This window comes from Tolumonas osonensis, from assembly GCF_014202415.1.
In the GTDB taxonomy this organism is placed as follows: Bacteria; Pseudomonadota; Gammaproteobacteria; order Enterobacterales; family Aeromonadaceae; genus Tolumonas; species Tolumonas osonensis.
In genome coordinates this window covers 1-24,320 of the sequence record NZ_JACHGR010000003.1, presented here as the reverse complement: position 1 = coordinate 24,320, position 24,320 = coordinate 1, and the positions used below count along the sequence as shown (strand labels likewise).

Annotated in this window: 25 protein-coding genes, 4 tRNA genes and 1 pseudogene; 15 read left to right on the top strand and 15 right to left on the bottom strand. The window is 54.3% G+C overall.

Going from position 1 to position 24,320, the window contains the following annotated elements; all coding sequences use genetic code 11:
• The first annotated feature begins 48 nt into the window (after window positions 1-48).
• A complete protein-coding gene (gene thiI / locus HNR75_RS04615; protein ID WP_188025848.1) occupies window positions 49-1,506 on the top strand; it encodes a tRNA uracil 4-sulfurtransferase ThiI in 1,458 nt (485 codons plus the stop codon).
• A gap of 189 nt (window positions 1,507-1,695) precedes the next feature.
• A complete protein-coding gene (manA, locus tag HNR75_RS04610; protein WP_223157773.1) occupies window positions 1,696-2,895 on the top strand; it encodes a mannose-6-phosphate isomerase, class I in 1,200 nt (399 codons plus the stop codon).
• Between the two features lie 20 nt (window positions 2,896-2,915).
• Here manA and msrA read toward each other — a convergent pair whose 3' ends face one another.
• On the bottom strand, window positions 2,916-3,560 hold the full coding sequence (msrA, locus tag HNR75_RS04605) for a peptide-methionine (S)-S-oxide reductase MsrA (protein WP_188025847.1): 645 nt from the start codon (window positions 3,558-3,560) through the stop codon (window positions 2,916-2,918).
• A gap of 168 nt (window positions 3,561-3,728) precedes the next feature.
• On the opposite strand from msrA, the gene rpsF reads away from it, so the two are divergent.
• The 5 genes from rpsF (at window position 3,729) to HNR75_RS04580 (ending at window position 6,605) form a co-directional block, all read left to right on the top strand.
• The gene (gene rpsF / locus HNR75_RS04600) at window positions 3,729-4,106 is read left to right on the top strand and encodes a 30S ribosomal protein S6 (protein ID WP_024871282.1); all 378 of its coding nucleotides are present in this window, start codon (window positions 3,729-3,731) and stop codon (window positions 4,104-4,106) included.
• A gap of 26 nt (window positions 4,107-4,132) precedes the next feature.
• The gene (rpsR, locus tag HNR75_RS04595) at window positions 4,133-4,363 is read left to right on the top strand and encodes a 30S ribosomal protein S18 (RefSeq protein ID WP_024871281.1); all 231 of its coding nucleotides are present in this window, start codon (window positions 4,133-4,135) and stop codon (window positions 4,361-4,363) included.
• A 40-nt stretch (window positions 4,364-4,403) separates the two neighbouring features.
• The gene (gene rplI / locus HNR75_RS04590) at window positions 4,404-4,853 is read left to right on the top strand and encodes a 50S ribosomal protein L9 (protein WP_188025846.1); all 450 of its coding nucleotides are present in this window, start codon (window positions 4,404-4,406) and stop codon (window positions 4,851-4,853) included.
• Between the two features lie 71 nt (window positions 4,854-4,924).
• On the top strand, window positions 4,925-5,602 hold the full coding sequence (gene queE, locus HNR75_RS04585) for a 7-carboxy-7-deazaguanine synthase QueE (RefSeq protein WP_188025845.1): 678 nt from the start codon (window positions 4,925-4,927) through the stop codon (window positions 5,600-5,602).
• A gap of 85 nt (window positions 5,603-5,687) precedes the next feature.
• Window positions 5,688-6,605 carry an AEC family transporter gene (locus HNR75_RS04580; RefSeq protein ID WP_188025844.1) on the top strand — a complete coding sequence of 306 codons (918 nt, stop codon included), beginning with the start codon at window positions 5,688-5,690 and terminating at the stop codon, window positions 6,603-6,605.
• A 40-nt stretch (window positions 6,606-6,645) separates the two neighbouring features.
• Here the strand turns inward: HNR75_RS04580 and HNR75_RS04575 are convergent, their stop codons facing one another.
• From HNR75_RS04575 to rsgA, 7 genes are all read right to left on the bottom strand, one after another.
• Entirely contained in the window at window positions 6,646-7,689 is a 1,044-nt protein-coding gene (locus HNR75_RS04575) for a GMP reductase (protein WP_188025843.1), read from the bottom strand.
• A gap of 111 nt (window positions 7,690-7,800) precedes the next feature.
• On the bottom strand, window positions 7,801-8,151 hold the full coding sequence (frdD, locus tag HNR75_RS04570; RefSeq protein WP_188025842.1) for a fumarate reductase subunit FrdD: 351 nt from the start codon (window positions 8,149-8,151) through the stop codon (window positions 7,801-7,803).
• A 14-nt stretch (window positions 8,152-8,165) separates the two neighbouring features.
• Window positions 8,166-8,570: a fumarate reductase subunit C gene (locus HNR75_RS04565; protein ID WP_188025841.1), complete on the bottom strand. Its 405-nt coding sequence runs from the start codon at window positions 8,568-8,570 to the stop codon at window positions 8,166-8,168.
• A gap of 2 nt (window positions 8,571-8,572) precedes the next feature.
• Window positions 8,573-9,313, bottom strand: a complete 741-nt coding sequence (locus HNR75_RS04560) for a succinate dehydrogenase/fumarate reductase iron-sulfur subunit (protein ID WP_188025840.1) — start codon at window positions 9,311-9,313, stop codon at window positions 8,573-8,575.
• On the bottom strand, window positions 9,313-11,082 hold the full coding sequence (frdA, locus tag HNR75_RS04555) for a fumarate reductase (quinol) flavoprotein subunit (protein ID WP_188025839.1): 1,770 nt from the start codon (window positions 11,080-11,082) through the stop codon (window positions 9,313-9,315). Before frdA ends, HNR75_RS04560 begins: the two co-directional genes overlap by 1 nt.
• Before the next feature lie 348 nt (window positions 11,083-11,430).
• A complete protein-coding gene (asd, locus tag HNR75_RS04550) occupies window positions 11,431-12,306 on the bottom strand; it encodes an archaetidylserine decarboxylase (protein WP_188025838.1) in 876 nt (291 codons plus the stop codon).
• A 73-nt stretch (window positions 12,307-12,379) separates the two neighbouring features.
• Window positions 12,380-13,414, bottom strand: coding sequence for a small ribosomal subunit biogenesis GTPase RsgA (gene rsgA, locus HNR75_RS04545; protein WP_343043245.1), 1,035 nt, complete (start codon window positions 13,412-13,414; stop codon window positions 12,380-12,382).
• A 77-nt stretch (window positions 13,415-13,491) separates the two neighbouring features.
• Between rsgA and orn the strand changes: the two genes are divergently transcribed.
• The 6 genes from orn (at window position 13,492) to HNR75_RS04515 (ending at window position 16,682) form a co-directional block, all read left to right on the top strand.
• The gene (orn, locus tag HNR75_RS04540; RefSeq protein WP_188025836.1) at window positions 13,492-14,037 is read left to right on the top strand and encodes an oligoribonuclease; all 546 of its coding nucleotides are present in this window, start codon (window positions 13,492-13,494) and stop codon (window positions 14,035-14,037) included.
• Between the two features lie 103 nt (window positions 14,038-14,140).
• Window positions 14,141-14,216 (top strand) — tRNA-Gly (locus HNR75_RS04535).
• 26 nt (window positions 14,217-14,242) lie between these two features.
• Window positions 14,243-14,318, top strand: a tRNA-Gly gene (locus HNR75_RS04530).
• A 27-nt stretch (window positions 14,319-14,345) separates the two neighbouring features.
• Window positions 14,346-14,421: transfer RNA gene (locus tag HNR75_RS04525), tRNA-Gly, on the top strand.
• 25 nt (window positions 14,422-14,446) lie between these two features.
• Window positions 14,447-14,522: transfer RNA gene (locus tag HNR75_RS04520), tRNA-Gly, on the top strand.
• A 225-nt stretch (window positions 14,523-14,747) separates the two neighbouring features.
• Window positions 14,748-16,682, top strand: a complete 1,935-nt coding sequence (locus HNR75_RS04515) for a tyrosine-type recombinase/integrase (protein ID WP_188025835.1) — start codon at window positions 14,748-14,750, stop codon at window positions 16,680-16,682.
• Between the two features lie 37 nt (window positions 16,683-16,719).
• Here HNR75_RS04515 and HNR75_RS15595 read toward each other — a convergent pair whose 3' ends face one another.
• The 3 genes from HNR75_RS15595 to HNR75_RS04505 form a co-directional block, all read right to left on the bottom strand.
• Entirely contained in the window at window positions 16,720-17,301 is a 582-nt protein-coding gene (locus HNR75_RS15595; RefSeq protein WP_281364924.1) for a Dyp-type peroxidase, read from the bottom strand.
• 25 nt (window positions 17,302-17,326) lie between these two features.
• Window positions 17,327-17,680, bottom strand: coding sequence for a Dyp-type peroxidase domain-containing protein (locus HNR75_RS15590; RefSeq protein ID WP_223157772.1), 354 nt, complete (start codon window positions 17,678-17,680; stop codon window positions 17,327-17,329).
• Between the two features lie 169 nt (window positions 17,681-17,849).
• Window positions 17,850-18,503, bottom strand: coding sequence for a substrate-binding domain-containing protein (locus HNR75_RS04505; protein WP_012112376.1), 654 nt, complete (start codon window positions 18,501-18,503; stop codon window positions 17,850-17,852).
• 162 nt (window positions 18,504-18,665) lie between these two features.
• On the opposite strand from HNR75_RS04505, the gene HNR75_RS04500 reads away from it, so the two are divergent.
• Together HNR75_RS04500 and HNR75_RS04495 are read left to right on the top strand one after the other, a co-directional pair.
• Window positions 18,666-19,706 carry an IS630 family transposase gene (locus HNR75_RS04500; RefSeq protein WP_011882900.1) on the top strand — a complete coding sequence of 347 codons (1,041 nt, stop codon included), beginning with the start codon at window positions 18,666-18,668 and terminating at the stop codon, window positions 19,704-19,706.
• A 24-nt stretch (window positions 19,707-19,730) separates the two neighbouring features.
• Window positions 19,731-20,024 carry a helix-turn-helix domain-containing protein gene (locus HNR75_RS04495; protein WP_012112375.1) on the top strand — a complete coding sequence of 98 codons (294 nt, stop codon included), beginning with the start codon at window positions 19,731-19,733 and terminating at the stop codon, window positions 20,022-20,024.
• Between the two features lie 23 nt (window positions 20,025-20,047).
• On the opposite strand, the gene HNR75_RS04490 is transcribed toward HNR75_RS04495, so the two are convergent.
• The 4 genes and pseudogenes from HNR75_RS04490 to HNR75_RS04475 form a co-directional block, all read right to left on the bottom strand.
• On the bottom strand, window positions 20,048-20,938 hold the full coding sequence (locus tag HNR75_RS04490; RefSeq protein ID WP_113934390.1) for a LysR family transcriptional regulator: 891 nt from the start codon (window positions 20,936-20,938) through the stop codon (window positions 20,048-20,050).
• Between the two features lie 186 nt (window positions 20,939-21,124).
• Window positions 21,125-22,642 carry a thymidine phosphorylase family protein gene (locus HNR75_RS04485; protein WP_046482877.1) on the bottom strand — a complete coding sequence of 506 codons (1,518 nt, stop codon included), beginning with the start codon at window positions 22,640-22,642 and terminating at the stop codon, window positions 21,125-21,127.
• Complete coding sequence (locus HNR75_RS04480; RefSeq protein WP_046482875.1) at window positions 22,639-23,997, bottom strand: MBL fold metallo-hydrolase; 1,359 nt, start codon at window positions 23,995-23,997, stop codon at window positions 22,639-22,641. The genes HNR75_RS04485 and HNR75_RS04480 overlap by 4 nt, the downstream gene beginning before the upstream one ends.
• A gap of 35 nt (window positions 23,998-24,032) precedes the next feature.
• A pseudogene (locus tag HNR75_RS04475) lies at window positions 24,033-24,320 on the bottom strand (phosphoketolase family protein); the annotation flags it as partial.

The following is a 24,320-nucleotide window of genomic DNA, read 5'->3' as shown; positions in this document are numbered from 1 at the left end:
CCGGGTGGATTATAATGCGCCACTTTTCGCCAGCTAAACGAGCGTATCATGAAGTTCATCATCAAACTGTTCCCGGAAATCACGATTAAAAGTAAATCTGTTCGCCAGCGTATGGTGAAGGTTTTACAAGGCAACATCCGCAATGTGCTGCAAAAAGTGGATGAAACCGTCACGGTCCGTAATGACTGGGACAAGCTGGTGGTGTCCAGTAAAAATGATGCACCGGAAAATCGTGATCGGCTGGTGGAGCGTCTGAGCTGTATTCCGGGGATCCAGGCATTTCTGGAAGTAACCCAAAAACCCTTTACCGACTTGCATAGCATTTACGAGCAAACAGCGGCCGTATACGGCCATACACTGGTCGGTAAAACCTTTTGTGTCCGCGTAAAGCGCAAGGGTAAACATGAATTCTCTTCCATCGAAATCGAACGTTATGTCGGTGGTGGGCTGAACCAGAATTTCCCGTCAAATGGCGTGAAGCTTTCGCATCCGGATCTGCAAGTCAACCTGCAGATTGAAGACGATCAGCTGTATCTGGTGACCGACATTCATAAAGGTCTGGGCGGTTATCCGCTGTCCACACAGGAAGATGTGCTGAGCCTGATCTCCGGTGGTTTTGACTCTGGTGTAGCCTCTTATCAGTTCATCAAACGTGGTAGCCGCGTCCATTACTGCTTCTTCAACCTGGGTGGTGCGGCGCATGAAATTGGTGTGAAACAGGTATCCTATTACCTGTGGAGCAAATATGGTCAGTCGCACAGAGTTAAATTTGTCTCTGTGCCTTTCGAGCCGGTGGTTGGTGAAATTCTGGAAAAGATTGACAACGGTCTGATGGGCGTCGTGCTGAAACGTATGATGATGCGGGCTGCCTCCCGTGTGGCGGAGCGTCTGGGTATCGAAGCGCTGGTGACTGGTGAAAGTGTTGGTCAGGTTTCCAGCCAGACCGTGACTAACCTGTCGGTCATTGATCGGGTCACTGATACCCTGATCCTGCGTCCGCTGATCGTCAGTGATAAACAGGATATCATCGATCAGGCACGGGCTATCGGTACCCTGGAATTTGCCGAAACCATGCCGGAATATTGCGGTGTGATTTCCAACAAACCGAATGTTAAAGCGCCGTATGATGACGTGCTGGCTAATGAAGCCAAATTCAATTTCGATGTGCTGGAAAATGTGATTACCAGCGCCAAAGTGATCGACATTCGCGATATTGCCAATGAAACCGCAGCACAGGTCCAGGAAGTTGAAACGACAACGCAACTGGCGGATAACGAAATCATCCTTGATATCCGTTCACCGGATGATCATGAAGACAAACCTTTCGAGCCGGAAGGCATGACCGTCATTCATTTGCCGTTCTATAAACTGTCGACGCAGTATGGCGATCTGGATCAGAGCAAAACGTATCTGCTGTATTGCGAGCGTGGCGTCATGAGCAAATTACAGGCGCTGTATCTGAAAGAACAGGGCTTTAACAACATTAAGGTTTACCGCCAGAATTAATCCATAGCAAAAAACGGGCTGGGTATTTATGTTCTAATAAACTGCTCAGCCGATCCAAATGAAAGAAGCGTTTGCGTCAAGTTCTGTGTAGTGGGGGGCACTCATGGAATGTGACCGGCACATTGAGGTTGAAATAACATTCGGGTCATCCCGTGATGTCGTTAATAAACACAGTAGAAGGGACACATAATGAGTTTTTCCTCCACCCGCATCTACCGGATGCAAAACCCTGTCCAGAACTATGCCTGGGGTAGCAAGGACGCCTTGCATGACATGTATGGTGTTGCAAACCCGGAAGGCAAACCGCAGGCCGAAATCTGGATGGGCGCCCATCCGAATGGGTGTTCTTCGCTGATTGATGAAAATGGCGAAATCCAGCGTCTGGATGCCTTTATTGCTCAAGATACCGCAGCTGTTTTAGGCGATGCGTATACGAATTTTGGTGAATTGCCATATCTGTTCAAGGTACTGGCGGCTGCAGAGCCCTTGTCGATTCAGGTGCATCCTGACAAGGCCAGCTCCGAGGCCGGATTTGCGGCGGAGAACGCGGCCGGTATCCCGCTGAATGCAGCGCATCGTAACTTCAAGGATCCCAACCATAAACCGGAACTGGTATTCGCGCTGACACCGTATCGGGCGATGAATGGCTTCCGTGAGTTTGGTGAAATTGTCGCGCTGATTCAATCGCTGACGTTACCTGCCTTGCAGACAGAAATTGACGCATTTTGTCAGCATCCGGATGGCGAGACACTGCAAGCACTGTTTGGTGCTTCACTGAGCCTGCAGGGGGAAGCCCGTCGTCAGACCGTGACCACGTTGCTGGACACGGCCCAGAAGCGTCAGCAGGAAGACGCGTTTGCTGAGATATTGCGTCTGGCGGCGTTCTATCCGGAAGATATGGGTCTGTTTGCACCGCTGTTGCTCAACCTGATCACATTGCAGCCGGGTGATGCCATGTTCCTGTATGCCCGGACCCCACATGCCTATCTGCAGGGTGTTGGTCTGGAAGCCATGGCCAGTTCCGATAACGTATTACGTGCCGGTTTGACGCCGAAGCATATGGATATTGATGCGTTGCTGGCTAATGTGGATTTTGTCGCCAAGCCGGCGACCGAATTGTCGATGCATCCCATGGTGCTGGGTCCGGTGAGTGATTATCCGATTCCGGTCACGGATTTTTCCTTTACCGTGGTAAATCTGGCGCCGGAGCCGCTGGAGAGTGAAACCTCAACGGCCTTGATCCTGTTTTGTATCACCGGGAATGCCGTCATCAGCAGTGGTGAACAGGTCTTGACATTACAAGCCGGCGAATCCTGCTTTGTGCCTGCCGCCGTAGGACACTTTGCTGTCAGCGGCGATGGTCAGTTAGTGCAAATCGGGTCACGTTAAACATTTTCAGGGCGCGTATATCAGGCGCCCTGATTCTGTTCTGGCAGACAGATGCCTGTGCCACCCAATCCACAATAGCCGCCCGGATTTTTGGCCAGATATTGCTGATGATACTGTTCGGCAAAATAAAAGGTTGTTTCAGGAACAATCTCGGTCGTAACCAGTCGGTTATCGTTATACCTACCCATGGCTGCCTGATAGCTTTCCCTGCTTTCTGTGGCCTGACGCAGTTGTTGTTCTGTGCCGGTAAAAATGACGGAGCGGTATTGTGTACCGATATCATTCCCCTGACGGAACCCCTGTGCCGGATCATGATTTTCCCAGAATATTTTCAGCAACGTACGGTAACTGATCATGCCGGGATCATACACAACACGGACGCTTTCAGCGTGGCCTGTATAGCCGCTGCAGACCTCTTCATAGGATGGATTCGGTGTAAAACCACCCTGATAACCGACGGCGGTCGCATAGACGCCGGGTTGCCGCCAGAACAATCTTTCCGCGCCCCAGAAACAGCCCATGGCAAAATGGGCAATCTCCAGACCAGCGGGGTAGGGCGGGACTATGCTGACCTTGTTCACGTAATGTGATGGGTCAAATTGCATGGGGGTTGGCCGGCCCGGCAATGCTTCCGCCGGAGTGATCATGCGGATTCGTGTATACATGCCTGACCTCTGCATTAATTCATCCGGGAAACAGCAAAATCTGATTGCTATTAAAGTATACGCTGCATAGAATACAGCCCTTCAAAAATCAGTCACTTTTTTTAAGTTCCTTGCCTTCGACGGTTTGACTGAGCCATCACGAAGGCTATAACCCGTAAGGAGCAACTCATGCGTCACTACGAAATCGTATTCATGGTTCATCCGGACCAGAGCGAACAGGTTCCAGGCATGATCGAGCGTTATACCGGCGCTATCAAAGCTGCTGGTGGTACAATCCATCGTCTGGAAGATTGGGGCCGTCGTCAACTGGCTTACCCAATCGACAAACTGCACAAAGCTCACTATGTTCTGATGAACGTAGAAGCTGAGCAGAGCGTTATCGACGAACTGGAAACCAACTTCCGTTTCAACGATGCGGTTATCCGCAACATGATCATGCGCACCAAACACGCTGTGACTGAAGCATCTCCGATGCTGAAAGCACGTGAAGAGCGTCCACGTCGTGAAGATGTGCGTGAAGAAGCAGCTGAAGAAGCAGCTGAATAATTCCAGTCATATAGAGGATAATCGTCATGTCACGTTATTTCCGTCGTCGTAAGTTCTGCCGTTTCACTGCTGAAGGCGTAACTGAGATCGATTACAAAGATACCATTACCCTGAAAAACTACATCACTGAATCTGGCAAGATCGTACCAAGCCGTATCACTGGTACCCGTGCTAAATATCAGCGCCAACTGGCACGTGCTATCAAACGTGCTCGTTACCTGGCTCTGCTGCCGTACACCGATCTGCACAACAAGTAATCGGCACTTGGCCTAACTCAACCTAAACCGAGGAAAGGTAATGGAAGTTATTCTGTTAGACAAAATCGCTCATCTGGGCGGTCTGGGTGACAAAGTTTCTGTTAAGAGCGGTTTTGCTCGTAACTACTTGTTCCCACAGGGCAAAGCTGTAATGGCTACTAAAGACAACCTGGCTGCTTTCGAAGCTCGCCGCGCTGAACTGGAAGCCAAACTGGCTGACGTTCTGGCTGCTGCTGAAGCTCGTGCTGCTCAGCTGTCTGCACTGACCGACGTAACCATCGCGACCAAAGCGGGCGACGAAGGTAAACTGTTCGGTTCTATTGGTACCCGTGATATCGCTGACGCGATCACTGCTGCCGGTGTTCCTGTTGCCAAGAGCGAAGTTCGTATGCCGAACGGCGTTCTGCGCAGCGTGGGTGAATACGACATCGTTGTTCACCTGCACACTGATGTAAACACTACTGTTAAAGTAGCTGTTGTTGCTGAATAATTTTATTCGGTAGGCATCTGTTGAATAGGCCAATCCTTCGGGGTTGGTCTTTTCATTTCTGGTAAGTAAACATGCAGAGTCATCATTATCCTATCAATGAAATATTCCAGAGCATTCAGGGGGAAGGCTATTTCTCCGGTGTTCCTGCAATTTTTGTACGTCTGCAAGGATGCAAAGTCGGCTGTTCCTGGTGCGATACCAAGCACTCGTGGGAACTGGATGCAGAAAATCTGATCCCTGTCCGGCAATTATTTACTGAGAAAAAACCTGAGGCAGGCTGGAGCTGGTTTAGTCCCGAAGAGATCCTGACCTGTTTTGCGGAACAGGGTTACACCGTTAAGCATGTCGTGATTACCGGCGGTGAGCCATGTGAATATGATCTGACGGCCTTATCACAAACCCTGATTGCCCATGGTTACCGTGTTCAGATCGAAACCAGTGGTACGCAGCCAATTCGGGCTGATGATCATTGCTGGGTGACCGTCTCACCGAAAATCAAAATGGCTGGCGGATACAGCGTATTACCCGAAGCTTTGAATCGGGCCAATGAAATCAAACATCCGGTCGCTACGGAAAAACATATCTATCAACTGGATGCGCTGCTGGCTGATATTGATATATCAGACAAAGTGATCTGTCTGCAGCCGATCAGCCAGAAGAGCAGAGCGACTGAATTAGCCATGAAAGTCTGTATCCAGCGTAACTGGCGTCTTTCTGTTCAGTTGCATAAATATCTGGATATTGAATAAAAACCGTTTTTTGTCAAAAGCATAAAGATAATGTTACCGGTATACTGTGCATGTTTGTTCCTATCACTGATCGCCGGAGGGCGGCATGCAAACCATCAGTTTCCTGTTTTTTAACATTATCTTGCCCATCTTTATTCCTATCGGCGCCGGTTATTTATTACAACGTAAATTTCCTCTGAATGTGGCCACCTTAACCAAGGTACAGTTCTATATTTTCATTCCGGCGCTGTTATTCACCACCATTTATCAAACTGAATTGAATAGTGCACTGTTACGGGATCTGATTCTTGCCAATCTGGTGTTATTTGTTCTGTTATGGATCGCGTGTCTTGTCTGTGCCCGTATGTTGAAGCTGGATGCGGGGAAACGCAGTGCATTTATCAATTCTGTTTGTTTTTATAACAGTGGTAACTACTGTATTCCGTTAATTCAGCTGATGTATCACACGGCATTTGCCTTCTCGATACAAATCATCGTGATGCTGATTCAACAACTGCTGACCAATACCGTCGGCGTGATGAATGCCAGCAGTACGGATCGTTCATGGAAAGGGGCATTACTGGAAAATTTCAAAATGCCGATGACCTATGCGGTACTGATTGCATTGCTTTGTCGCTGGCTGAGCATTGATGTACCGAAACCGCTCTGGACGTCGATGGAACTGATGGCGCAGGGGCTGGTGCCTACGGCATTGATTACGCTGGGGGCGCAATTAGCCAGCACCCATCTTTATCTGCGCAATTTCCGGGTGCTGGTATCTAACGCCATGCGCTTGCTGGTTGGACCGTTACTGGCTGCCGCAGTTTGCTGGATATGGGGAATCAGTGGCGTCGTAGCGCAGGTGATGGTGATTTGTGCCGCTGCGCCATCGGCAGTCAACACCGTGTTACTGGCGATAGAGTACCGTTCCGATCCTGAATTTGCCTCACAAACAGTGTTTTTATCGACGCTGCTGAGCGCGTTAACCATGCCGGTGGTGATTGCACTGGTGCAATATCTCTGATGAATTAAAACGATGAACGGGGCGCATGCCCCGTTTGTCATTATTCCTGTCCGTAGACCTGATTTTCCTGTTCACTGACCCGGATAAACGTCGTACGCTTGGTGAGCTCTTTCAGTTTGGCAGCTCCGACATAGGTACAGGTAGAGCGGACACCACCCAGAATATCCTGAATCGTTGCAGATACCGGCCCCCGGAATGGCAGCTCCACGGTTTTCCCTTCTGATGCCCGGTAGTGGGCAACGCCACCGGCATGCTGATCCATGGCGGTAGATGAACTCATACCGTAGAAGCGCATGAAAGTTTTTCCGTCGCGTTCGAATTTGTTACCACCGGATTCCTCATGAGCGGCCAGCATGCCACCGAGCATGACGAAATCAGCGCCGCCACCAAACGCTTTGGCGACATCGCCAGGGCAGGTACAGCCACCGTCTCCGACGATTTGTCCACCCAGGCCATGGGCTGCATCAGCACATTCAATGATGGCGGAGAGTTGCGGATAACCGACGCCAGTTTTTACACGGGTAGTACAAACAGATCCCGGACCGATACCGACTTTGACAATGTCTGCGCCCGAGAGAATCAACTCCTCCACCATTTCGCCTGTCACGACATTGCCGGCACAGATGACATGCTGCGGGAACGTTTCCCTGACAATTTTCACAAAGTCGGCGAAATGTTCTGAATAACCGTTAGCCACATCCACACAGATAAAGCGCAGTGCCGGTGACAACGCCAGAATCCGCTGCAGTTTCAGAAAATCATTATTCGAAGTACCGGTCGAAACCATACAGTACTGCAATAAAGGATCGCTGCTGTTTTGTACAAACGTCTGCCATTCCTGTTCTGTATAGTGTTTGTGGATTGCCGTCATGACATCAAAGCTGGCCAGTACTTTTGCCATCGCAAAAGTGCCGACAGTATCCATATTGGCTGCGATGATCGGGACACCTCGCCATGTTGTCTGGGTATGGCGGAAGCGGAATTCACGGTGTAATTCGACCTGAGAGCGGCTGCTCAGAGTCGAGCGTTTCGGGCGGAACAGGACATCTTTAAAACCGAGTTTCAGATCTTCTTCGATACGCATGGGTCATTTGCCTCAAGTTATACTGAAAATCGGGCACAAAAAAACCGGCAGGTTTTTAAGGCCTCCGGTTTTGGACATCATACGCCGGTTAAAGCGATATTCAATAGCTGCTTACTGGATTTGTATCAGTAATGTTAACGCTGCAACAGATACCAGAAAGGCGAAGCCGTAGAACAGGTAATGCAGAAATTTAACCGGATGAATACCCAGATCGTGCAGTCCGTGATACATGCGGTGCATAGCGTGATAGATAGGCAGTGCAATCGCGGCCAGCAGGATCGGTGCACCCCACCAGGAGGTTGCCAGCGCATGCATCTTTTCATAACTCAGCGTATCTGTATCCAGAATTCCGAGTGGTACCAGAATACCGGAGATCAGGATCAATACCGGCAGCAATACTGCAGCGACAACACCGCCAGCGCCAAATAACAACCAGTAAATGGGTTCTTCAGAACGTTTCATGGTGATGTTCCTTATCAGGCCAGTAGAGCGACAAGCAATACAATCACGCTGACTGCTGCCAGACCAATATATTGCGCCATAATAATCGGTTTCTCAGGGAGCAGTTCTTCACCTTTAAAGATACGAACCGCTTTAGGAGCGAGAGAGAACCAGGTTTTAGCATGAAACAGGCATGCTGCCAGTGCAACCAGGTGGAACAGTATCGCCCATGGGCTTTGCAGTCCTTCCAACCAGCCGGCAAACGCTTCAGGGCCCTGGGTCAGACGTAGCAATCCGCAAAGCAGGATAACGGCATAAGCACCAACGAAGATACAGGTTCCTTCACGCAGCATGTAACCGGTATAGAAGCTATTGCGTAACCACCAGCTCTTTTTCATCTGACGCACATAAGGTTTGCGCTTGCTTTGTGACATATCCATGATTAGTCCTCCGGCTTGAACATAGCGATGACGTAATCTTTGGCACTTTCAGCCTTGTACAGCTGAATAGCCGCCGCAGGATCAACGCCTTTCGGACAAACGTCAGAACAGGCGCCGACAAAGGTACAGCTCCATACCCCTGATTCCTGGTGTACCAGCTTCATTCGTTCTGCTTTGGCGCTGTCACGGCTGTCTTCGTTGTAACGGTACAGCAGCGCCAGTGCCGCAGGCCCCAGGAACTCTGGTTTCAGGGCATACTGCGGGCAGGCTGCGTAGCACAGACCGCAGTTGATACACATGGAGAACTGACGGTATTTAGCCAGCTGTTCCGGTGTCTGCAGGGTTTCACCATTGCAAACATCCAGTTCTTCTTTTGGCACAATGTATGGCTTGATCCGTTCCAGTTTTTCCATGAAGTCGGACATATCCACGACCAGATCGCGTTCGATCGGGAAGTTGGCCAGCGGTTCCAGCCGCATTTTACCGTCCGCTTTGTAATCACGCAGGAAAGTTTTACAGCCAAGTTTAGGTTTACCATTGACCATCATGCCGCAGGAACCACAGATTGCCATACGGCAGGACCAGCGGTAACTCAGGGTAGAGTCCAGGTGATCTTTGATATAGGTCAGTGCTTCCAGCACGGACATTTCATGGGTAAACGGTACCTGATAGCGTTGAGTCCACGGCTCGTTGTCTTCTTCCGGGCGATAGCGCAATACTTCAATTTCAATCATATCAGCCATTATTTGGCCCCCTTGTCTGCTTCTGCGCCATAAACTCGTTTCGCTGGCTGAGATTTCGTAATAGTCACCGGACTGTAATCAATGGTCGGCGCACCGTCAGTGTTGAAGAAAGACAGTGTGTGCTTCATGAAATTCACATCATCGCGTTCTTCATAACCATCAAGACGCTGGTGAGAACCACGGGACTCTTTACGGTTGATTGCAGAGTGGGCTACTGATTCAGCGACATCGAGCAGGAAACCCAGTTCGATGGCATACAGCCAGTCCGTATTGAAAACAGAGGATTTGTCTGCAACGCGAACGCGTGTGTAGCGTTCTTTCAGCTCTTTGATCTTGTCGATCGTGCCTTGCATCAACTCTTCTGTACGGTAGATACCCACGCCTTTTTCCATGGTGTCACCCAGCTCGTTACGGATATCAGCCGGATTTTCGGTTCCACCGTTTTCCATCAGTGACATGGCTTTAGCGACGACTTCCATTCCCTGACGGTAGAGAATATTACTGTCGATATGGTCGTGTGCCTTGGCAAACTCGGCGGCTTCCTCACCGGCTACACGGCCGAATACCACCAGTTCACACAGGGAGTTAGAACCCAGACGGTTAGCACCGTGCAGACCGATAGAGGCACATTCACCAACGGCATACAGACCCGGCATACGGGTTTCACACTTCGCGTTGGTTTCGATACCACCCATGGTGTAGTGAGCAGTTGGACGAACCGGGATCGGTTCTTTCACCGGATCCACACCGACATAAGCGCGGGCGAGTTCACAGATGAACGGCAGACGCTCCATCAGTTTTTTCTCACCTAAATGACGCAGGTCGAGGTGAACAACATCGCCCATCGGGCCTGGGATCGTGCGGCCTTTCTGCTGTTCCTGCCAGAACGCCTGAGACAGACGATCGCGCGGGCCAAGCTCCATATATTTGTTCTTGGTTTCACCGATCGGTGTTTCCGGGCCCAGGCCGTAATCCTGCAGATAACGGTAACCATCTTTGTTCAGCATGATTCCGCCTTCACCGCGGCAACCTTCGGTCATCAGAATGCCACATCCCGGTAAACCGGTCGGGTGATACTGAACGAATTCCATGTCACGCAGCGGTACGCCATGACGATAGGCCAGTGCCATACCGTCGCCGGTTACAATGCCGCCATTGGTATTGAAACGGTAAACACGGCTGCCGCCACCGGTTGCAATGATCACAGACTTCGCCTGAATCAAACGGGTGACACCATTCTGAATATCAAAACAGACCACGCCTTGTACGCGACCATCATGTACCAGCAGATCTAAAACAAAATGTTCGTCAAAACGCTTTATTGAAGGGTATTTAATGGACGTCTGAAACAGGGTGTGCAACATGTGGAAGCCGGTCTTATCGGCGGCAAACCAAGTGCGGGGGATTTTCATACCGCCGAAAGCTCGCACGTTAACGTGACCGTCCTGCTTACGACTCCATGGGCATCCCCAGTGTTCCATCTGTACTAATTCTTTGGTCGCATTCTCAACGAAATATTCGACGACATCCTGTTCACACAGCCAGTCACCGCCTGAAACGGTATCGTGGAAATGGTTTTCGAGACTATCGTCATCACGAACCACACCAGCAGCGCCACCCTCGGCTGCTACAGTATGACTGCGCATCGGATAAACTTTAGATATCAGGGCTATTTCCAGCTCCGGATTTTTCTCTGCAATTGCGATCGCAGCCCGTAATCCGCCGCCTCCTGCTCCGACAATCGCGACATCGGTCTTGATAATGTCCACTTAGGCCTCCTCTGGCTCATAAATCCAAGCGTTCGTTATGCGACTTCTAGATGATCTAATTAACAATAGACTCAATCTATTCATTCATCATCTGCGAATTTATGAATGCAAATTATGCAGATAATGTTTAATTTTTAACGTGTTAAAAAATTGTAATCAAAGCACACGAGTAAAAATGAGAATCAGCTCTCTTTTATCCGGATGGTCATCCTGACACGCGCGATATTTTGCCAGAAATGACGCGTCAGAATCTTGTTTATCATCAAAGCGTTGTGAATACAGCGATCGGGAAGGGGATTTGAGCGGAAAACAGCAGACCCGGAGGATGGGTCTGCTGTACAGGGAAGATTACGCTGGTTCAGCAGAATTCAGCGTTGCAAAAATTTCACCCATGCGGGTTTCGGTACCGGGTTGCAGATGTTCAGCAAATTCAAGCATTGCCGGAGGGAACAGACATACGACTGTACTTCCCAGCTTGAACAGACCCATTTCTTCGCCTTTTTTCAGAGTAATTGGCTCGTTGCCATGAAAATCCCAGCGTTTCACCATTTTTCCGGCTGGTGGTGTGATCGTGCCTGCCCAGACTGTTTCAATACTGGCAACGATAGTTGCTCCAACCAGCACCAGCGCCATCGGGCCGGAAGGTGTTTTAAAAACACAGGCAACACGCTCATTGCGGGCAAACAGGTTAGGCACATTCTGCGCAGTCAGCGGGTTGACCGAAAACAGATCGCCGGGAATATAGACCATGCTCTGCAGTTCGCCATCGAGTGGCATGTGGATACGGTGATAATCGCGGGGAGAGAGGTAAATTGTGGCAAATTTGCCATCCTGAAATTGATCCGAAAGATCTTTATCGCCACCCAGTAATTCGCGGGCACTGAAATCATGGCGTTTAGCCTGGATGATCCGGCCATGTTTGATGTCACCCAGCTGGCTGACGCAGCCATCTACTGGCAATGCAACCGCATTGCTGTCGGCAACAACAGGACGCAAGCCATCTTTCAGTTTACGGGTAAAGAACGCATTGAAGGTTTTATAGTGCGCCGGATCTTCCTGTTCCGCTTCACTCATATTGATGTTGAAACGTTTGATAAACGCTTTAATCAAAAAGGTAGTCAGAGAACCGGCTTCTGCAGCAGCCAGATAACCAACCAGTCGGGACACCGCATGTTTTGGTAACAGATATTGGGTTGCTATTTTCAGCATATCCAGCAATTTCATGTTGAGCCTCAAGCTAATTCATTAATAAATAAAAGGCGCGAATTCTACGCTACCTCAGGATAAAGAGTGAAAATTATTCGCGACTGACATGCCGCATGTTACGCGCATCCTGCATGGACTCCAGGATCCGGTGGTAATTATCAAAGCGTTCCCGAGCGATTTCGCCTTTTTCTACCGCATCGCGGATCAGGCAGCCAGGATCCGTACCATGTTTGCAATCGCGGAACTTGCAGCCACCGAGATAATCCCGGAATTCCTTGAAACACCAGGTGACCCGTTCATTTTCCAGATGCCATAACGAAAATTCACGAACGCCCGGAGAATCAATCAGCGTGCCACCATTTGGAAAGCGATATAAACGGGATGCAGTGGTCGTGTGCTGACCTAAACCGGAACCCTCTGATATATCACCGGTCAGTGCTTTCGCCTGCGGATAGAGCGCATTAATGAGTGTGGATTTACCAACGCCAGACTGACCAACAAACACGTTGACCTTGTCTTTCAGGTGTTGCTGCAGCTCCTCAATCCCTTCACCGGTCGTACAGCTGACACAGAGCAGGGGGTAATTCAGCTTCCGGTAAATATCCAGCTGGGTTTCCAGTAATGCCCGCAGCGCATCATTCAGTAAATCAATTTTATTCAGCACCAGCAGCGGCGGAATTTCGACATGCTCGGCGGCAACCAGATAGCGGTCGACAATATTGGTCGAAAACTCGGGTAATACCGAAGAGACGATAACGATCTGATCAATGTTGGCAGCAACGGGTTTGATCCCGTCATAGAAATCGGGCCGGCTGAGCACCGATTTGCGCGGATGCACTGCTTCGACAACGCCACTAATACCTTGCAACGCATCGTTACCGGCACGCCAGACGACGCGATCACCGGTGACCACACTTTCCAGCGTACGACGCAGGTTACAGCGATGGATCTCGCCATGTTCGTCTTCAATGTCCGCATGTTTGCCGAAGCGGCTGATAACCAGTCCTTCCTGAGCAGGACCTAACAGGTTGTCATCAATATCAGCTTGCGGCTTATTCAGTCGTTTCTGATGGTTGGCATGTACCCGGCGTTGCTGGCCGTGACTCAGTTTCGGTTTTTTCGCCACAGTGTCAATTTCGCAATAATAGAGAAAGTAGCTATGATACACCTGATTACTGATTTTCCCGATAACAAGGACATACGATGAGCCAAAATGAACAGAATCTGATCTGGGTAGACATGGAAATGACCGGTCTGGAACCAGAAATCGACCGTATTCTGGAAATTGCCATGATTGTCACCGACAAGGAACTGAATGTACTGGCGGAAGGTCCGGTCATCGCAATACATCAATCCGATGAAGTTTTGGCTGCAATGGACGAATGGAATACCCGCACCCATGGTGAATCTGGTCTGGTTGAGCGAGTCCGCACCAGCCAGTTCGATGAAGCGAAGGCTGTGGCACTTTGCCTGGAATTCATGAAAGAGTGGGTACCGGAACGGAAGACCCCGATGTGCGGTAACAGCATCGGCCAGGATCGTCGCTTCATGGTGAAGTATATGCCTGAGCTGGAACGTTATTTCCATTACCGCAATGTTGATGTCAGCACAGTAAAAGAACTGGTGAGCCGTTGGAAACCGGAAATTCTGGATGAGTTTACCAAAACCGGAACCCATCAGGCATTAGACGATATTCGTGAGTCTATCGCCGAAATGCAGTTTTACCGTCAGCGTGTGTTTACAATTTAAACGCGCTGATCACGAAATGTGCGGTTAATCGTTCTTTTTGAAAAAGCTCTTGCATTTGAAGTCGTCATCCCTATAATGCGGGCCCTGTGCAAGAGCACTGATTGCGGGAATAGCTCAGTTGGTAGAGCATAACCTTGCCAAGGTTAGGGTCGCGAGTTCGAGTCTCGTTTCCCGCTCCAAATCAGCTTCTTACACATTTTGCGACGCGGGAATAGCTCAGTTGGTAGAGCATAACCTTGCCAAGGTTAGGGTCGCGAGTTCGAGTCTCGTTTCCCGCTCCAAAATTCAAAAAATGATTCAGACATTGTGCGGGAATAGCTCAGTTGGTAGAGCATAACCTTGCCAAGGTTAGGGTCGCGAGTTCGAGTCTCGTTTCCCGCTCCAATATCTTGAATCTACATCATGCGACGCGGGAATAGCTCAGTTGGTAGAGCATAACCTTGCCAAGGTTAGGGTCGCGAGTTCGAGTCTCGTTTCCCGCTCCAAATTATGATCTACAGACTTCCACTGGGGTCTGTAAGTCGTTGAAAAGAGGAGCTTCGGCTCCTTTTTTCATTCCAGCAAAAGCCACTGGAATCCACCGACAGCCAGCGTTTTTGAGGCCAAAAACAAGGCCAAAGAATGCGGGCGGTGCCGGTTCCGGTTTGTTGCTGGGGTTGGATCGGGATGACCAGCAGCATCGGGCCTAAGTCCAAGACTTAGGAGCTTCGATGATGGCACTCTCTGATCTGACTGTGCGGCAAGCCAAGGCCGCTGACAAAACCTACAGCCTCCCCGATACCGATGGCCTCGGCCTGGTGGTCGCCCCTACCGGCGGCAAATCGTGGCACCTGCGCTACTACTGGCTCGGCAAGCAAAAGCGCATCTCCCTGGGCAACTACCCCGAGATCGGCCTGCGTGAAGCGCGTACCTTGCGCGACGAAGCCCGCGCACTCTTGGCTAGGGGCATCAACCCTCACACCGACCGCAAGCAGAAACGCCATGCCGTGAAGCTGGCGGCCGACTACACGTTCAAGGCGGTCTTCGATGCCTGGGTCGAGCATCGGCGCAAGGAACTCAAGGAAGGCCGTCAAAGCACCCTCTCGCAGATCCTGCGGATTTTCGGCAAGGACGTGCTGCCCGCCCTCGGGAAGATGTCGATCTACGACATTCGCCGGCCCCAGCTTCTGGGCGTCCTGGCAAGAATCGAGGAACGCAAGGCTTTCACCACGGCAGAAAAGGTCCGCACCTGGTTGAGCCAGTTGTTCCGCTATGCCCTCGTGATCGTCGAGGGGCTGGAGGCCAATCCGGCTTCTGACCTGGATGTGGTGGCGGAGCCCAAGCCTCCGGTGAACCACAACCCGTACTTGCATTTGCCCGAGCTGCCGGAATTCCTTCAGAAGCTCCGGCTCTACAACCCGCGTGGCTGGCAGACCCAGCTCGGCATCCGGCTGCTGTTCCTGACCGGGGTGCGAACCGGCGAGCTGCGGCTGGCGACCCCGGATCAGTTCGACCTGGACCGCGGCCTCTGGATCATTCCACCCCAGATCGTCAAGCAGCTTCAGGATGAGATGCGCAAGGCCGGCAAGCGCCCCCAGGATGTGCCGCCCTACATCGTACCGCTGTCCCTTCAAGCCATCGAGATCGTGAGCTACCTTCTGGGGGTGATACGGCCGGCCCAGCGCCACCTGCTGGCGCACCGCAGCGAACTCAAGAAGCGCATCAGCGAGAACACCCTCAATGCCGCCTTGAAGCGGATGGGCTACGAGGACCAACTGACCGGCCACGGCATCCGGGGAACGATTTCGACGGCGCTCAACGAGATCGGCTACCCCAAGATTTGGGTGGACGCGCAGCTCTCGCACTCCGACCCGAACAAGGTGAGTTCGGCTTACAACCATGCCAAGTACGTTGAGCCGCGCCGCCGGATGATGCAGGACTGGGCGGATCGCCTCGACCTGCTCGAACATGGCCAGGTGGAGGCGGCCAGCGCGCACCTCACCATTCACATCGAGGGCGTGCCGGCCATGGCAGAGGAGGACAAGCCCGACGCCATCGTTGCAGCGTCCTCTGCGGCACCCGTTCCGTCGATGGTGACCGCTCCCATCGTCGTGACGCCGAACGACGGGAGCATCACGTTCCAGCGGCTGTCGCAGGTGCCGCCGCCTCCGACGCATGCGCCAGAACCGGAAGTATCTGCCATCCAGCGCGAGCGCGAGGAAATGCTGGCCATCTATGAATCGCCGAGCAGCCTGCCGGTCCCCCTGTTCGGCAAGTTGGCCGGGAAGTCCAAAGACCAGATCAACCGCGAGTTGAAGGCCGGCAAACTGCTATCCGTCAGCTTGGGCAACCGGGGCCAGCGAGTTCCCGATTGGCAACTGGTGCCGCTCAAGCACAAGCTGGCCCAGGTGCTCATGCGCCAGTGTCCGCAAGCGGATTCGTGGGAGCTTTACCGCATGCTGACCCGGCCACACCCGGACCTGGGCGATCGCGCGGCCATCGATTTGGTGACGCCAAGCAATCTGGGCATGGTGGTCCAGGTCATCGCAAGCGGCCAGTTCCATGCGAATGCGCCAGAGACAGTCCCACCGCGGCCTATCCCAGAGGAGGTGCGGCAGAGCGTTCGCCGAATGGTGGACAGCGCCGTGGTTCTGGACGGCGCATAGGGCTACCAGCCCTTGCGGGCGCCTTGCGGCCCCCGCGCTACGCTTGTACAGCCTGCACGAGTTCGCTCAGCGTGCGCGGGGCGGACGCAAAGAACACGGCACCAGTGTGCGCCGTCGAGAAATCGAGCAGGCGGTCGTTCATGCCCGGCGGATCGCCGAGGAACATGCGCTTCAGCATCTTCTGCGTGACGCACAGATGCCTGGAGTAGCCGATGAAGTAGGTGCCGTATTCGCCTTGGCCGGGGCGGCCAAAGGGCATGTTGTCGCGCAGGATGTCGTGCTCGGTACCGTCAGCACCCACGATCGTGGCGAGGGTCTTGTGCGACTTCTGGCCGCTCGTCGCATCGGGCAATTCGATATTGCTGACGATCTCCCGGCCGATGATCTGCTCTTGCTGGTCCTCGGGAAGCCGAGCCCACGGCTGCATTTGATGCAGATACATCTGCACCACCACGTAGCTCCCGCCGGCGAATTCCTGATCCTCACTGCCGACCAGCGTGGATGCGCCGATTTCGTGCCCGGTCGGATTGGCTGTGCCATCGACGAAGCCAAGGAGATCGCGGGAGTCGAAATAGCGAAAGCACGCCACCTCGTCGGCCACCGTCACGCTGCTGCCCAATTGGTCCAACAGCAGGCGCTCGAATTCAAAGCAGAGGTCCTCGCCCTCGGCCCGGATATGAGCCGGGCGTGGCCGGCGCGGTGTGCTTCGCGCCCTTGATGGGTGCGAAGGGACGCAGTTCTTTCGGGCGCCTTCCGGCCTGGAAACGGTCCCACAGCGCCGATCCCAGGGCGGTGATGCACGACAGCCGGCCGTTGAGATCGCGAAGAAAGCCCACCGTCTTGATCAGGTCGTCCAGGCCGTCCAGGACGCCGGCGACCGCCTGCAGGGACTCTCGGCCCTCGGCGACCGTCAATGTGAGAAACACCGCCGCGCGCGACAGTGGCGCATCGATGCTTTGCGAGTCGATGGGTACTCGGTCCCAACTACTTCCAACCATTGGCATCTCCATAAGGCCGGTTTAATTCGTCATGTTGCCAGAGATGAAAACGCGATGCTGGCGCATTGACAGCGCGTGCCGTTGCAATTACCAGGAAGCAGTGAATTCCCGCGCCGATTACGGATGCCTGGCATCGGCATCTGAGTGGAGAGCACGCAGCGCGAGTGAGCTATCGGGTATTCGAGTAGGCCGCGCTATCTTTGGCAACCTGCATCGCCCTGCGCTCGAACAGCTCAGAAATGGCGCTGGCTCGCTCCCTGGGCCGCTGCAGATGTGTCACGACCTCGTAGGGAGCATCAGAAAGCGGCCGCATGGTGATGCCCCAGGCATGGGCGCGCTCAATACGCGATTGCGCAGAGATCCCGACGCCATAGCCAGCGGCGACCCATAGCGCCAAAATCTCAAACGAAGTGACATGCTGCATGCTCTGCTCGCTCAGCGGCGGGAAGGAGGACAACCGCTGATCCAGCAGCGGGCAGGTCTCTGCTTGCCAGCGAAACCCGGGGTAGTCCAGAACCTCGGCGGTCGTGAGCGTTGCCCGGCCAAGCAAGGAAGACCGCAATGGCATGGCGACAGCCATGTTATCGATCCACAAAGGCTGGCTTCTCAGGAACGGAGCACTCACGTGCCGAAGCGATATTCCTGCGTCATAGCGGCCTTCTTCAAGGCCGATCACCAGGTCGTCACCCGAGGCTTCAAAGAAGGCGATGGGGGTGTCCGGCTCTTCCGTGCGCTGCAGGGCGAGAAGCGTGGAGAGGCATGAGGACGGCACCCCGGGTGCTATAGCAAGCCTGAAATGAGAAAACTGGCTGGTGGCATGCATGAGGACCCCCAAGAAGCGATCTGGCCAGGAAGGCGAACCAACATCGTGGTTAAGAGTGAAGTTTAACGTCGTTAAAAATAACGTGGTTAATTTTGGAAGATTGTTTGACGCTTCTGCTATTAACCCGGCCCTTAAATAGGCTGTTTTCTCTATAATGTGTGCATGGAAAAGATCGATGCACGCAAGCTGGGTCCTGAAGGGCGCGAGACGCTGCGCAAGATGGTGCTGCGCCTGAATACGCAGTCTGGAATGAACGGCGTGGAGCTGGCGAAGATCGCCGGCGTCCATGTGCGCACGGTGCAGGCGTGGCTGAGGAAGGCGCGCAGGGACGGTGCCGGGGCGTTGGTCGAGAAGACGCGAGGCCGTCCCTATGGGGCCTGCCGGAAGCTGACGATGGCGCAGGAGGTTTGGGTACGGCAGCGCATCGTGGCTGCGGTGCCCGAACAGCTGAGCTTGCCTTTCGCCCTGTGGACTCGGCGGGCGATCCAGGCCTTGGTGGAGCAGCAATTTGGACTGCAGTTGTCCGATCGCCTCGTGGGCAAGTATCTGAAGCGCTGGGGCTACACCGCCCAGCGCCCGGTCAAGAAGGCGATGGAGCAGCGCAACGATCTGGTCCAGGCTTGGCTGCGCGAGCGCTACCCGGCCATTGCCGCGCGCGCCAAGGCCGAAGGCGCGGTCATCTACTGGGCCGATGAAACGGCGGTCAAGGAGGACACGAACTGGATTCGAGGCTTTGCGCCGGCCGGCCGCACGCCCGTGCTCGAGGCATCGGCCCGCTGGGCCAAGCTGTCGATGATCTCGGCCATCACCAATCGGGGCGAGATCGCCTTCCAGATCGTCGAGGGCACGATCAACGCCGAACGTTTCATCGAGTTTCTCGAGCGACTGATCACCAGTGCGGCGAGCAAGGTGTTCCTGATCGTCGACAACCTGCGGGTGCATCACGCCAAGCTCGTCCGGGCCTGGGTCGAGCCGCGTGCCGCGCAGATCGAGCTGTTCTACTTGCCACCCTATGCGCCCGAGTCCAATCCGGACGAATACCTGAATCACGACTTCAAGACCGCGCTGCGCCTGGAGCCGCCCAGCCGCGATGATTCGCAGCTCTTGAAGAAGGCTCACGCCATCATGGACCGCATCGCCTCGCTCCCCGAGCGTGTCCGGTCCTACTTCCAGCACCCGGCCGCTGCGTATGCTGCGCAGTGAATATATTTAAGGGCCGGGTTAATAATGCAGAAATCAACAATCCAGCCAGGCCGCCCTACTGGCACATCAACGTATGAATCCGAGTCGGCGTTGGCCTTCGGACAGGCCGTGCGCGCTGCCCGCGTCGCTCAGGGAGTCGCGCAAGACGAGTTCGCGTCTCGGGCAGTCATCTCGCGCTCGCACATGGGCAAGATCGAGCGCGGTGAGCACGTGCCCACACTGCCTCTCATACTGAGAATTTCTACGGCGCTCAGGATAAGCGCGGCTGAACTGATGACGGCGACCGAACGCAATCTGCGTGCCGAAACCGATCCTTGAGGATGTCCGCCGGCAGGACTCCGTCAACCGTCGGACGAGTCGCGTAACCGAGCGATAAACCGCTCCAGCGAAGCCGACAAACTGTTGCTTTCAGGCCGAAGCAAGTAGGTGGTGATCACCGCGGAATCCATCGCCAAGGGACGAATCACCACATCCGGCCATTGGCAGACCGGAATCTTGGTCGCCGTCATGAAGCCGACGCCATATCCTGCACCGACCAGCGTGAGCATCATGTCCAGCGAAGACACTTCCTCGACGATGTTCAGCTTGTGCTCCAGCACCTGCAAGAGCCGCCCCAATTCGCGGCAGTACCCCTCGCATGCGTGAGGGTCGCACAAGACAAGCGGATGCCCCCGGAGTTCATGAAGTGGGACCTTCTTGTGGACGAGCAGCGCGTGCCGAGCTGGCACGGCGATCACCAACGGATCCCGCCAGATGGGTTCGGCAACAATGTCGTCACCGACTTCGGCCGTGTGCGCGAATCCGATCGTGAAGTCGCCTGACCGCAAGCCGCGTAGCTGCTCGGCCAACGGCACCTCGGATAGGCGTATCTCTATCTCCGGTTCCTCTGCGCGGCAGCGGACCAGAAATGCTGACAGTCGAGGATCGATCGCACCATCGGACACTGCAATGCGCAAGCTGCCTCGCAAGCCTGAGGCGACAGCCTTGGCGTTTTCTCGTGCCTGCTCCAGGACGGTGAACAGGCGTCGAATATCCTGCAAGAAGGCAGCACCTGCTGCGGTCAGAACGGTTCCACGGCGATTTCGGTCGAAAAGTACCACCCCCAGTTCGTCTTCAAGCTCTTTGATGGCGCGAGATAAAGGGGGTTGCTCGATATGCAGGCGCTCGGCGGCCCGTGTGAAATGAAGCTCTTCGGCCAAAACGATAAAGCAACGCAGGTGTCGCAGTTCCATGAGCAATGTTCCTATTCAGACGCTGACGACCTCCTTCTATTTGCTCCACGCTATGCAGGTTGAAAACTTCTAGGCGATGTTTTTTGCATATGCTCTTTGAGCACGAGATGTAGGCGTTCAACTTTTCCAAACGAGAGGCCGGGCTGTGTTTGACTGAGCATTCAAGAGCCCTGTTTATCTACGGCGCTAAGGTTCAATCTTTACGATGTCACCAATGTCATGCACGTATGCGAGTGCATAGGCCATCTCTCCAGAGGTTTGCGCATGCAAAAACATCAATGATTGTCCGCGTGTTACCTCGTCACCTAAGCGCACTTGCAATTGAATCCCTGCGGCTGGACTCTCAGGCGCTCCGGCTAATTTGGCTAAACGGGACAGCTTACGGTTGTCGATGTGTACTGCTCGGCCTGAAGTGGTTGCCAAAAGCGGTTCGACATAGAGAGCTTGGGGCGGCTCACGAAATCCCCCCTGAGCCGCGCAGATTCTCTGAAATTTTTCCCAGGCGCGGCCACTGCTGATCGTCTCGTGAGCCAACCGAAGTCCGTCCCCTTCTTTGGCGACACCGCCAAGCTCAAGCACCGCGCCCGCGACCAACGCCACGCGGTCACATAGGTCTTGCGGCGCATCCGCCTCGTTGCGCAATACGGCCAACACGTCGCGCGCCTCCAACGCCGGGCCGATACCTCTGCCGACAGGCTGATTCCCGTCTGTAAACAGGCAACGCAATACAAGGCCAAATGACGCGGCGACTTCCGAAAGGTGATGCGCAAGATGCTCGGCAGTTTCCCGGCTGCGGACTTTTGCGGTTGGCCCAACCGGAATATCGATCACGATGTGGGTCGCCCCTGCTGCAATCTTCTTGGATAACACCGAGGCAATCAGTTGTCCTTGCGTGTCGATATCCAGTTCACGCTCAATACGCACGAAGATGTCGTCCGCGGGGCTGAGGTGCATCGCGCCGCCCCACGCCACGCATCCACCCTCTTTCTCCACGACCTTTCTGAGCGTATCCAGGTCCAGGTCTACAGGAGCCAGCGTTTCCATGGTGTCCGCGGTGCCAGCGGGAGAGGTGATGGCGCGTGATGAGGTCTTGGGCATCACCAATCCATTGGCTGCGGCGATGGCAACCACCAACGGCGTGGTGCGATTTCCCGGTAATCCGCCCACGCAATGCTTGTCCACAACAATCGGAGCCTGCCATTGCAGGTGATCTCCGACATCGACCATCGCACGGGTGAGATGGATGGTCTCTTGCATATCCAGAGGCAGTACCGCCGTTGCGGTCAGGAAGGCCGAAAGTGCGACATCGGTATAGCGACCATCGACCACATCACGGACGATCGCCTGCAACTCCGTCGTTTGCAGTCGGTGGCCGTGAATTCGCGCACGCACGGCCGACAACGATTCGAGCAGCGGAGGATGCCGAACCTGCACAAGATCGCCCTCATGAATGTCCAGGGCATCCCAGGCGGCCTCGGACAGAGCGATCTGTCCGGTTTTGAGCAGATCGCTGTCGATTTGGTACAGTAGCGCTTGCACAGTGCGGTCGCCGGCAATGATCAGTACCTGTGACCGCGGTGCCAGCCCTTCGGCACGGCAGACATGGCAATCGGTACGCATCAAGACGACGGGTTGATGCTGGGCATGCAGTCGCATGCGCAATGCTTGCAAGGCGGGTGTCTGGGGGGTGATGCGGGCACTCACAGGGCGAATTCCTGGTTTTGCATGGACACCGATGCGTGCCAATTGAGTTCGCGCTGGATACGTTCGCGCAGCGCCTCGGAGGCATCGGATTCACCGTGAACAATGAACACTCTTTCCGGTGCCTTGGTAAAGCTGCGCAGCCATCGCATCAGCTCATCGCTGTCGGCATGAGCCGACAACATCGCAAGCTCGGCGACCTCCGCCTTGATCGGCATCCAGCGCCCATGAATTTTGACTTCGCGAGCGCCCTCAAGCAGCTTGCGTCCGCGCGTACCTGCTGCCTGGAATCCAGAGAACAGCAGCGTGTTCTGATGACTGCCGCCAAACGCTTCTATGTGATGCAGCACGCGGCCACCGGTGGCCATGCCGCTGGCGGAAATAATCACCTTGGGGTAGCGATTCGCCGATAGCGCCTTGGACTCTTCAACGTCGCGCATGTATGTGACTTCTGAGAATGCCGCCTCGAAATCGTGTTGTGCGAGCTTGTGGTCGTCGGCATGGCGGTGCAGCAGCGCAGTTGCGCTGGTGGCCATGGGACTGTCCAGATAGACGGGCACGGTGCGGAGCCGACCGCGCTGTCGCAACAGCCATAGGTCATAGATCAACGACTGCGCGCGTCCAACGGCAAAAGCGGGAATCACTACGGTGCCTCCGCGGCGAGTCGTGCGCTCGATGATGTCGCCCAGCGCTTCGACGGCATCGGAACGGTCATGACGACGATTGCCATAGGTGGACTCGATGATGATGTAGTCCGCTGCCGTGACGGGTTCAGGATCAGGCATGACCACATCGTCATAGCGCCCCAGGTCGCCGGAGAACACCAAACGCTTGCCGCCAATGTCGATCTGAACCGTCGCCGCCCCAAGAATGTGACCAGCGCTGCGCAGCAGTAGACGGGCATTGCCCGGCAATTCCGTCTCTTGATGCAGCGGCACCGGTTTGAACTGCAGGAGCGCACGTTCTGCATCCCGAACCCGATACAGCGGAAGGGCTGGCTTGTGTTTGGAAAATCCTTTTCGATTGGCGAACTCGGCGTCCTTCTCTTGCAACCAGGCACTGTCGAGCAGGATGAGTTCGGCGACATCTCGCGTGGCTGAGGTCGAGAAAATCTTCCCGCGGAACCCGTCCAGCACCAATCGGGGCAGATACCCACAATGATCCAGGTGCGCATGCGTCAGTACGACCGCATCGATGTCCTTGGGTTCAACGGCCAGGCGCTGCCAATTAAGTTCGCGCAGGTTTTTCAATCCCTGGAACAGTCCGCAGTCGATCAGGATGCGGGTATTGCCATGGGTGATAAGGTGCTTGGAGCCGGTGACGGTGCCGGCACCACCCAGGCTGGTCAATGAGAGCATGTATTTGTCTCCTCTCTTGTTGGTGGGTTGTGAAATCAGGAACCGGCGCGGTCGCCGCGGACCGCGTCAGAACCACTTGAAATTCGCGCGTCGGTCGCGGCCGCAGCAACCTGCGAACTGTTCCAGCCGGTCACTTGCGCAGCCGCATAGATGGCGTCCGCCCAGGTGCAGCGGTTGGCGATCAGCATTCCAGCCACATCGAGTGTGCCGCCGCGGTTGATGTAGCCCAAAGCCCGCGTCTTCGAGGGGCCGCTGTCAATGCGGCGCAGCACGCCCAGCATCGGCTCAGGGCGGGTATGGCTCATCAACACGCGCGGCAGGTG

Coding starts and splice junctions, on each gene's coding strand:
- thiI (WP_188025848.1), top strand. CDS start 49: ATGAAGTTCATCATCAAACTGTTCCCGGAAATCACGATTAAAAGTAAA.
- manA (WP_223157773.1), top strand. CDS start 1,696: ATGAGTTTTTCCTCCACCCGCATCTACCGGATGCAAAACCCTGTCCAG.
- msrA (WP_188025847.1), bottom strand. CDS start 3,560: ATGTATACACGAATCCGCATGATCACTCCGGCGGAAGCATTGCCGGGC.
- rpsF (WP_024871282.1), top strand. CDS start 3,729: ATGCGTCACTACGAAATCGTATTCATGGTTCATCCGGACCAGAGCGAA.
- rpsR (WP_024871281.1), top strand. CDS start 4,133: ATGTCACGTTATTTCCGTCGTCGTAAGTTCTGCCGTTTCACTGCTGAA.
- rplI (WP_188025846.1), top strand. CDS start 4,404: ATGGAAGTTATTCTGTTAGACAAAATCGCTCATCTGGGCGGTCTGGGT.
- queE (WP_188025845.1), top strand. CDS start 4,925: ATGCAGAGTCATCATTATCCTATCAATGAAATATTCCAGAGCATTCAG.
- HNR75_RS04580 (WP_188025844.1), top strand. CDS start 5,688: ATGCAAACCATCAGTTTCCTGTTTTTTAACATTATCTTGCCCATCTTT.
- HNR75_RS04575 (WP_188025843.1), bottom strand. CDS start 7,689: ATGCGTATCGAAGAAGATCTGAAACTCGGTTTTAAAGATGTCCTGTTC.
- frdD (WP_188025842.1), bottom strand. CDS start 8,151: ATGAAACGTTCTGAAGAACCCATTTACTGGTTGTTATTTGGCGCTGGC.
- HNR75_RS04565 (WP_188025841.1), bottom strand. CDS start 8,570: ATGGATATGTCACAAAGCAAGCGCAAACCTTATGTGCGTCAGATGAAA.
- HNR75_RS04560 (WP_188025840.1), bottom strand. CDS start 9,313: ATGGCTGATATGATTGAAATTGAAGTATTGCGCTATCGCCCGGAAGAA.
- asd (WP_188025838.1), bottom strand. CDS start 12,306: ATGAAATTGCTGGATATGCTGAAAATAGCAACCCAATATCTGTTACCA.
- orn (WP_188025836.1), top strand. CDS start 13,492: ATGAGCCAAAATGAACAGAATCTGATCTGGGTAGACATGGAAATGACC.
- HNR75_RS04515 (WP_188025835.1), top strand. CDS start 14,748: ATGATGGCACTCTCTGATCTGACTGTGCGGCAAGCCAAGGCCGCTGAC.
- HNR75_RS15590 (WP_223157772.1), bottom strand. CDS start 17,680: ATGGTTGGAAGTAGTTGGGACCGAGTACCCATCGACTCGCAAAGCATC.
- HNR75_RS04505 (WP_012112376.1), bottom strand. CDS start 18,503: ATGCATGCCACCAGCCAGTTTTCTCATTTCAGGCTTGCTATAGCACCC.
- HNR75_RS04500 (WP_011882900.1), top strand. CDS start 18,666: ATGGAAAAGATCGATGCACGCAAGCTGGGTCCTGAAGGGCGCGAGACG.
- HNR75_RS04495 (WP_012112375.1), top strand. CDS start 19,731: ATGCAGAAATCAACAATCCAGCCAGGCCGCCCTACTGGCACATCAACG.
- HNR75_RS04490 (WP_113934390.1), bottom strand. CDS start 20,938: ATGGAACTGCGACACCTGCGTTGCTTTATCGTTTTGGCCGAAGAGCTT.
- HNR75_RS04480 (WP_046482875.1), bottom strand. CDS start 23,997: ATGCTCTCATTGACCAGCCTGGGTGGTGCCGGCACCGTCACCGGCTCC.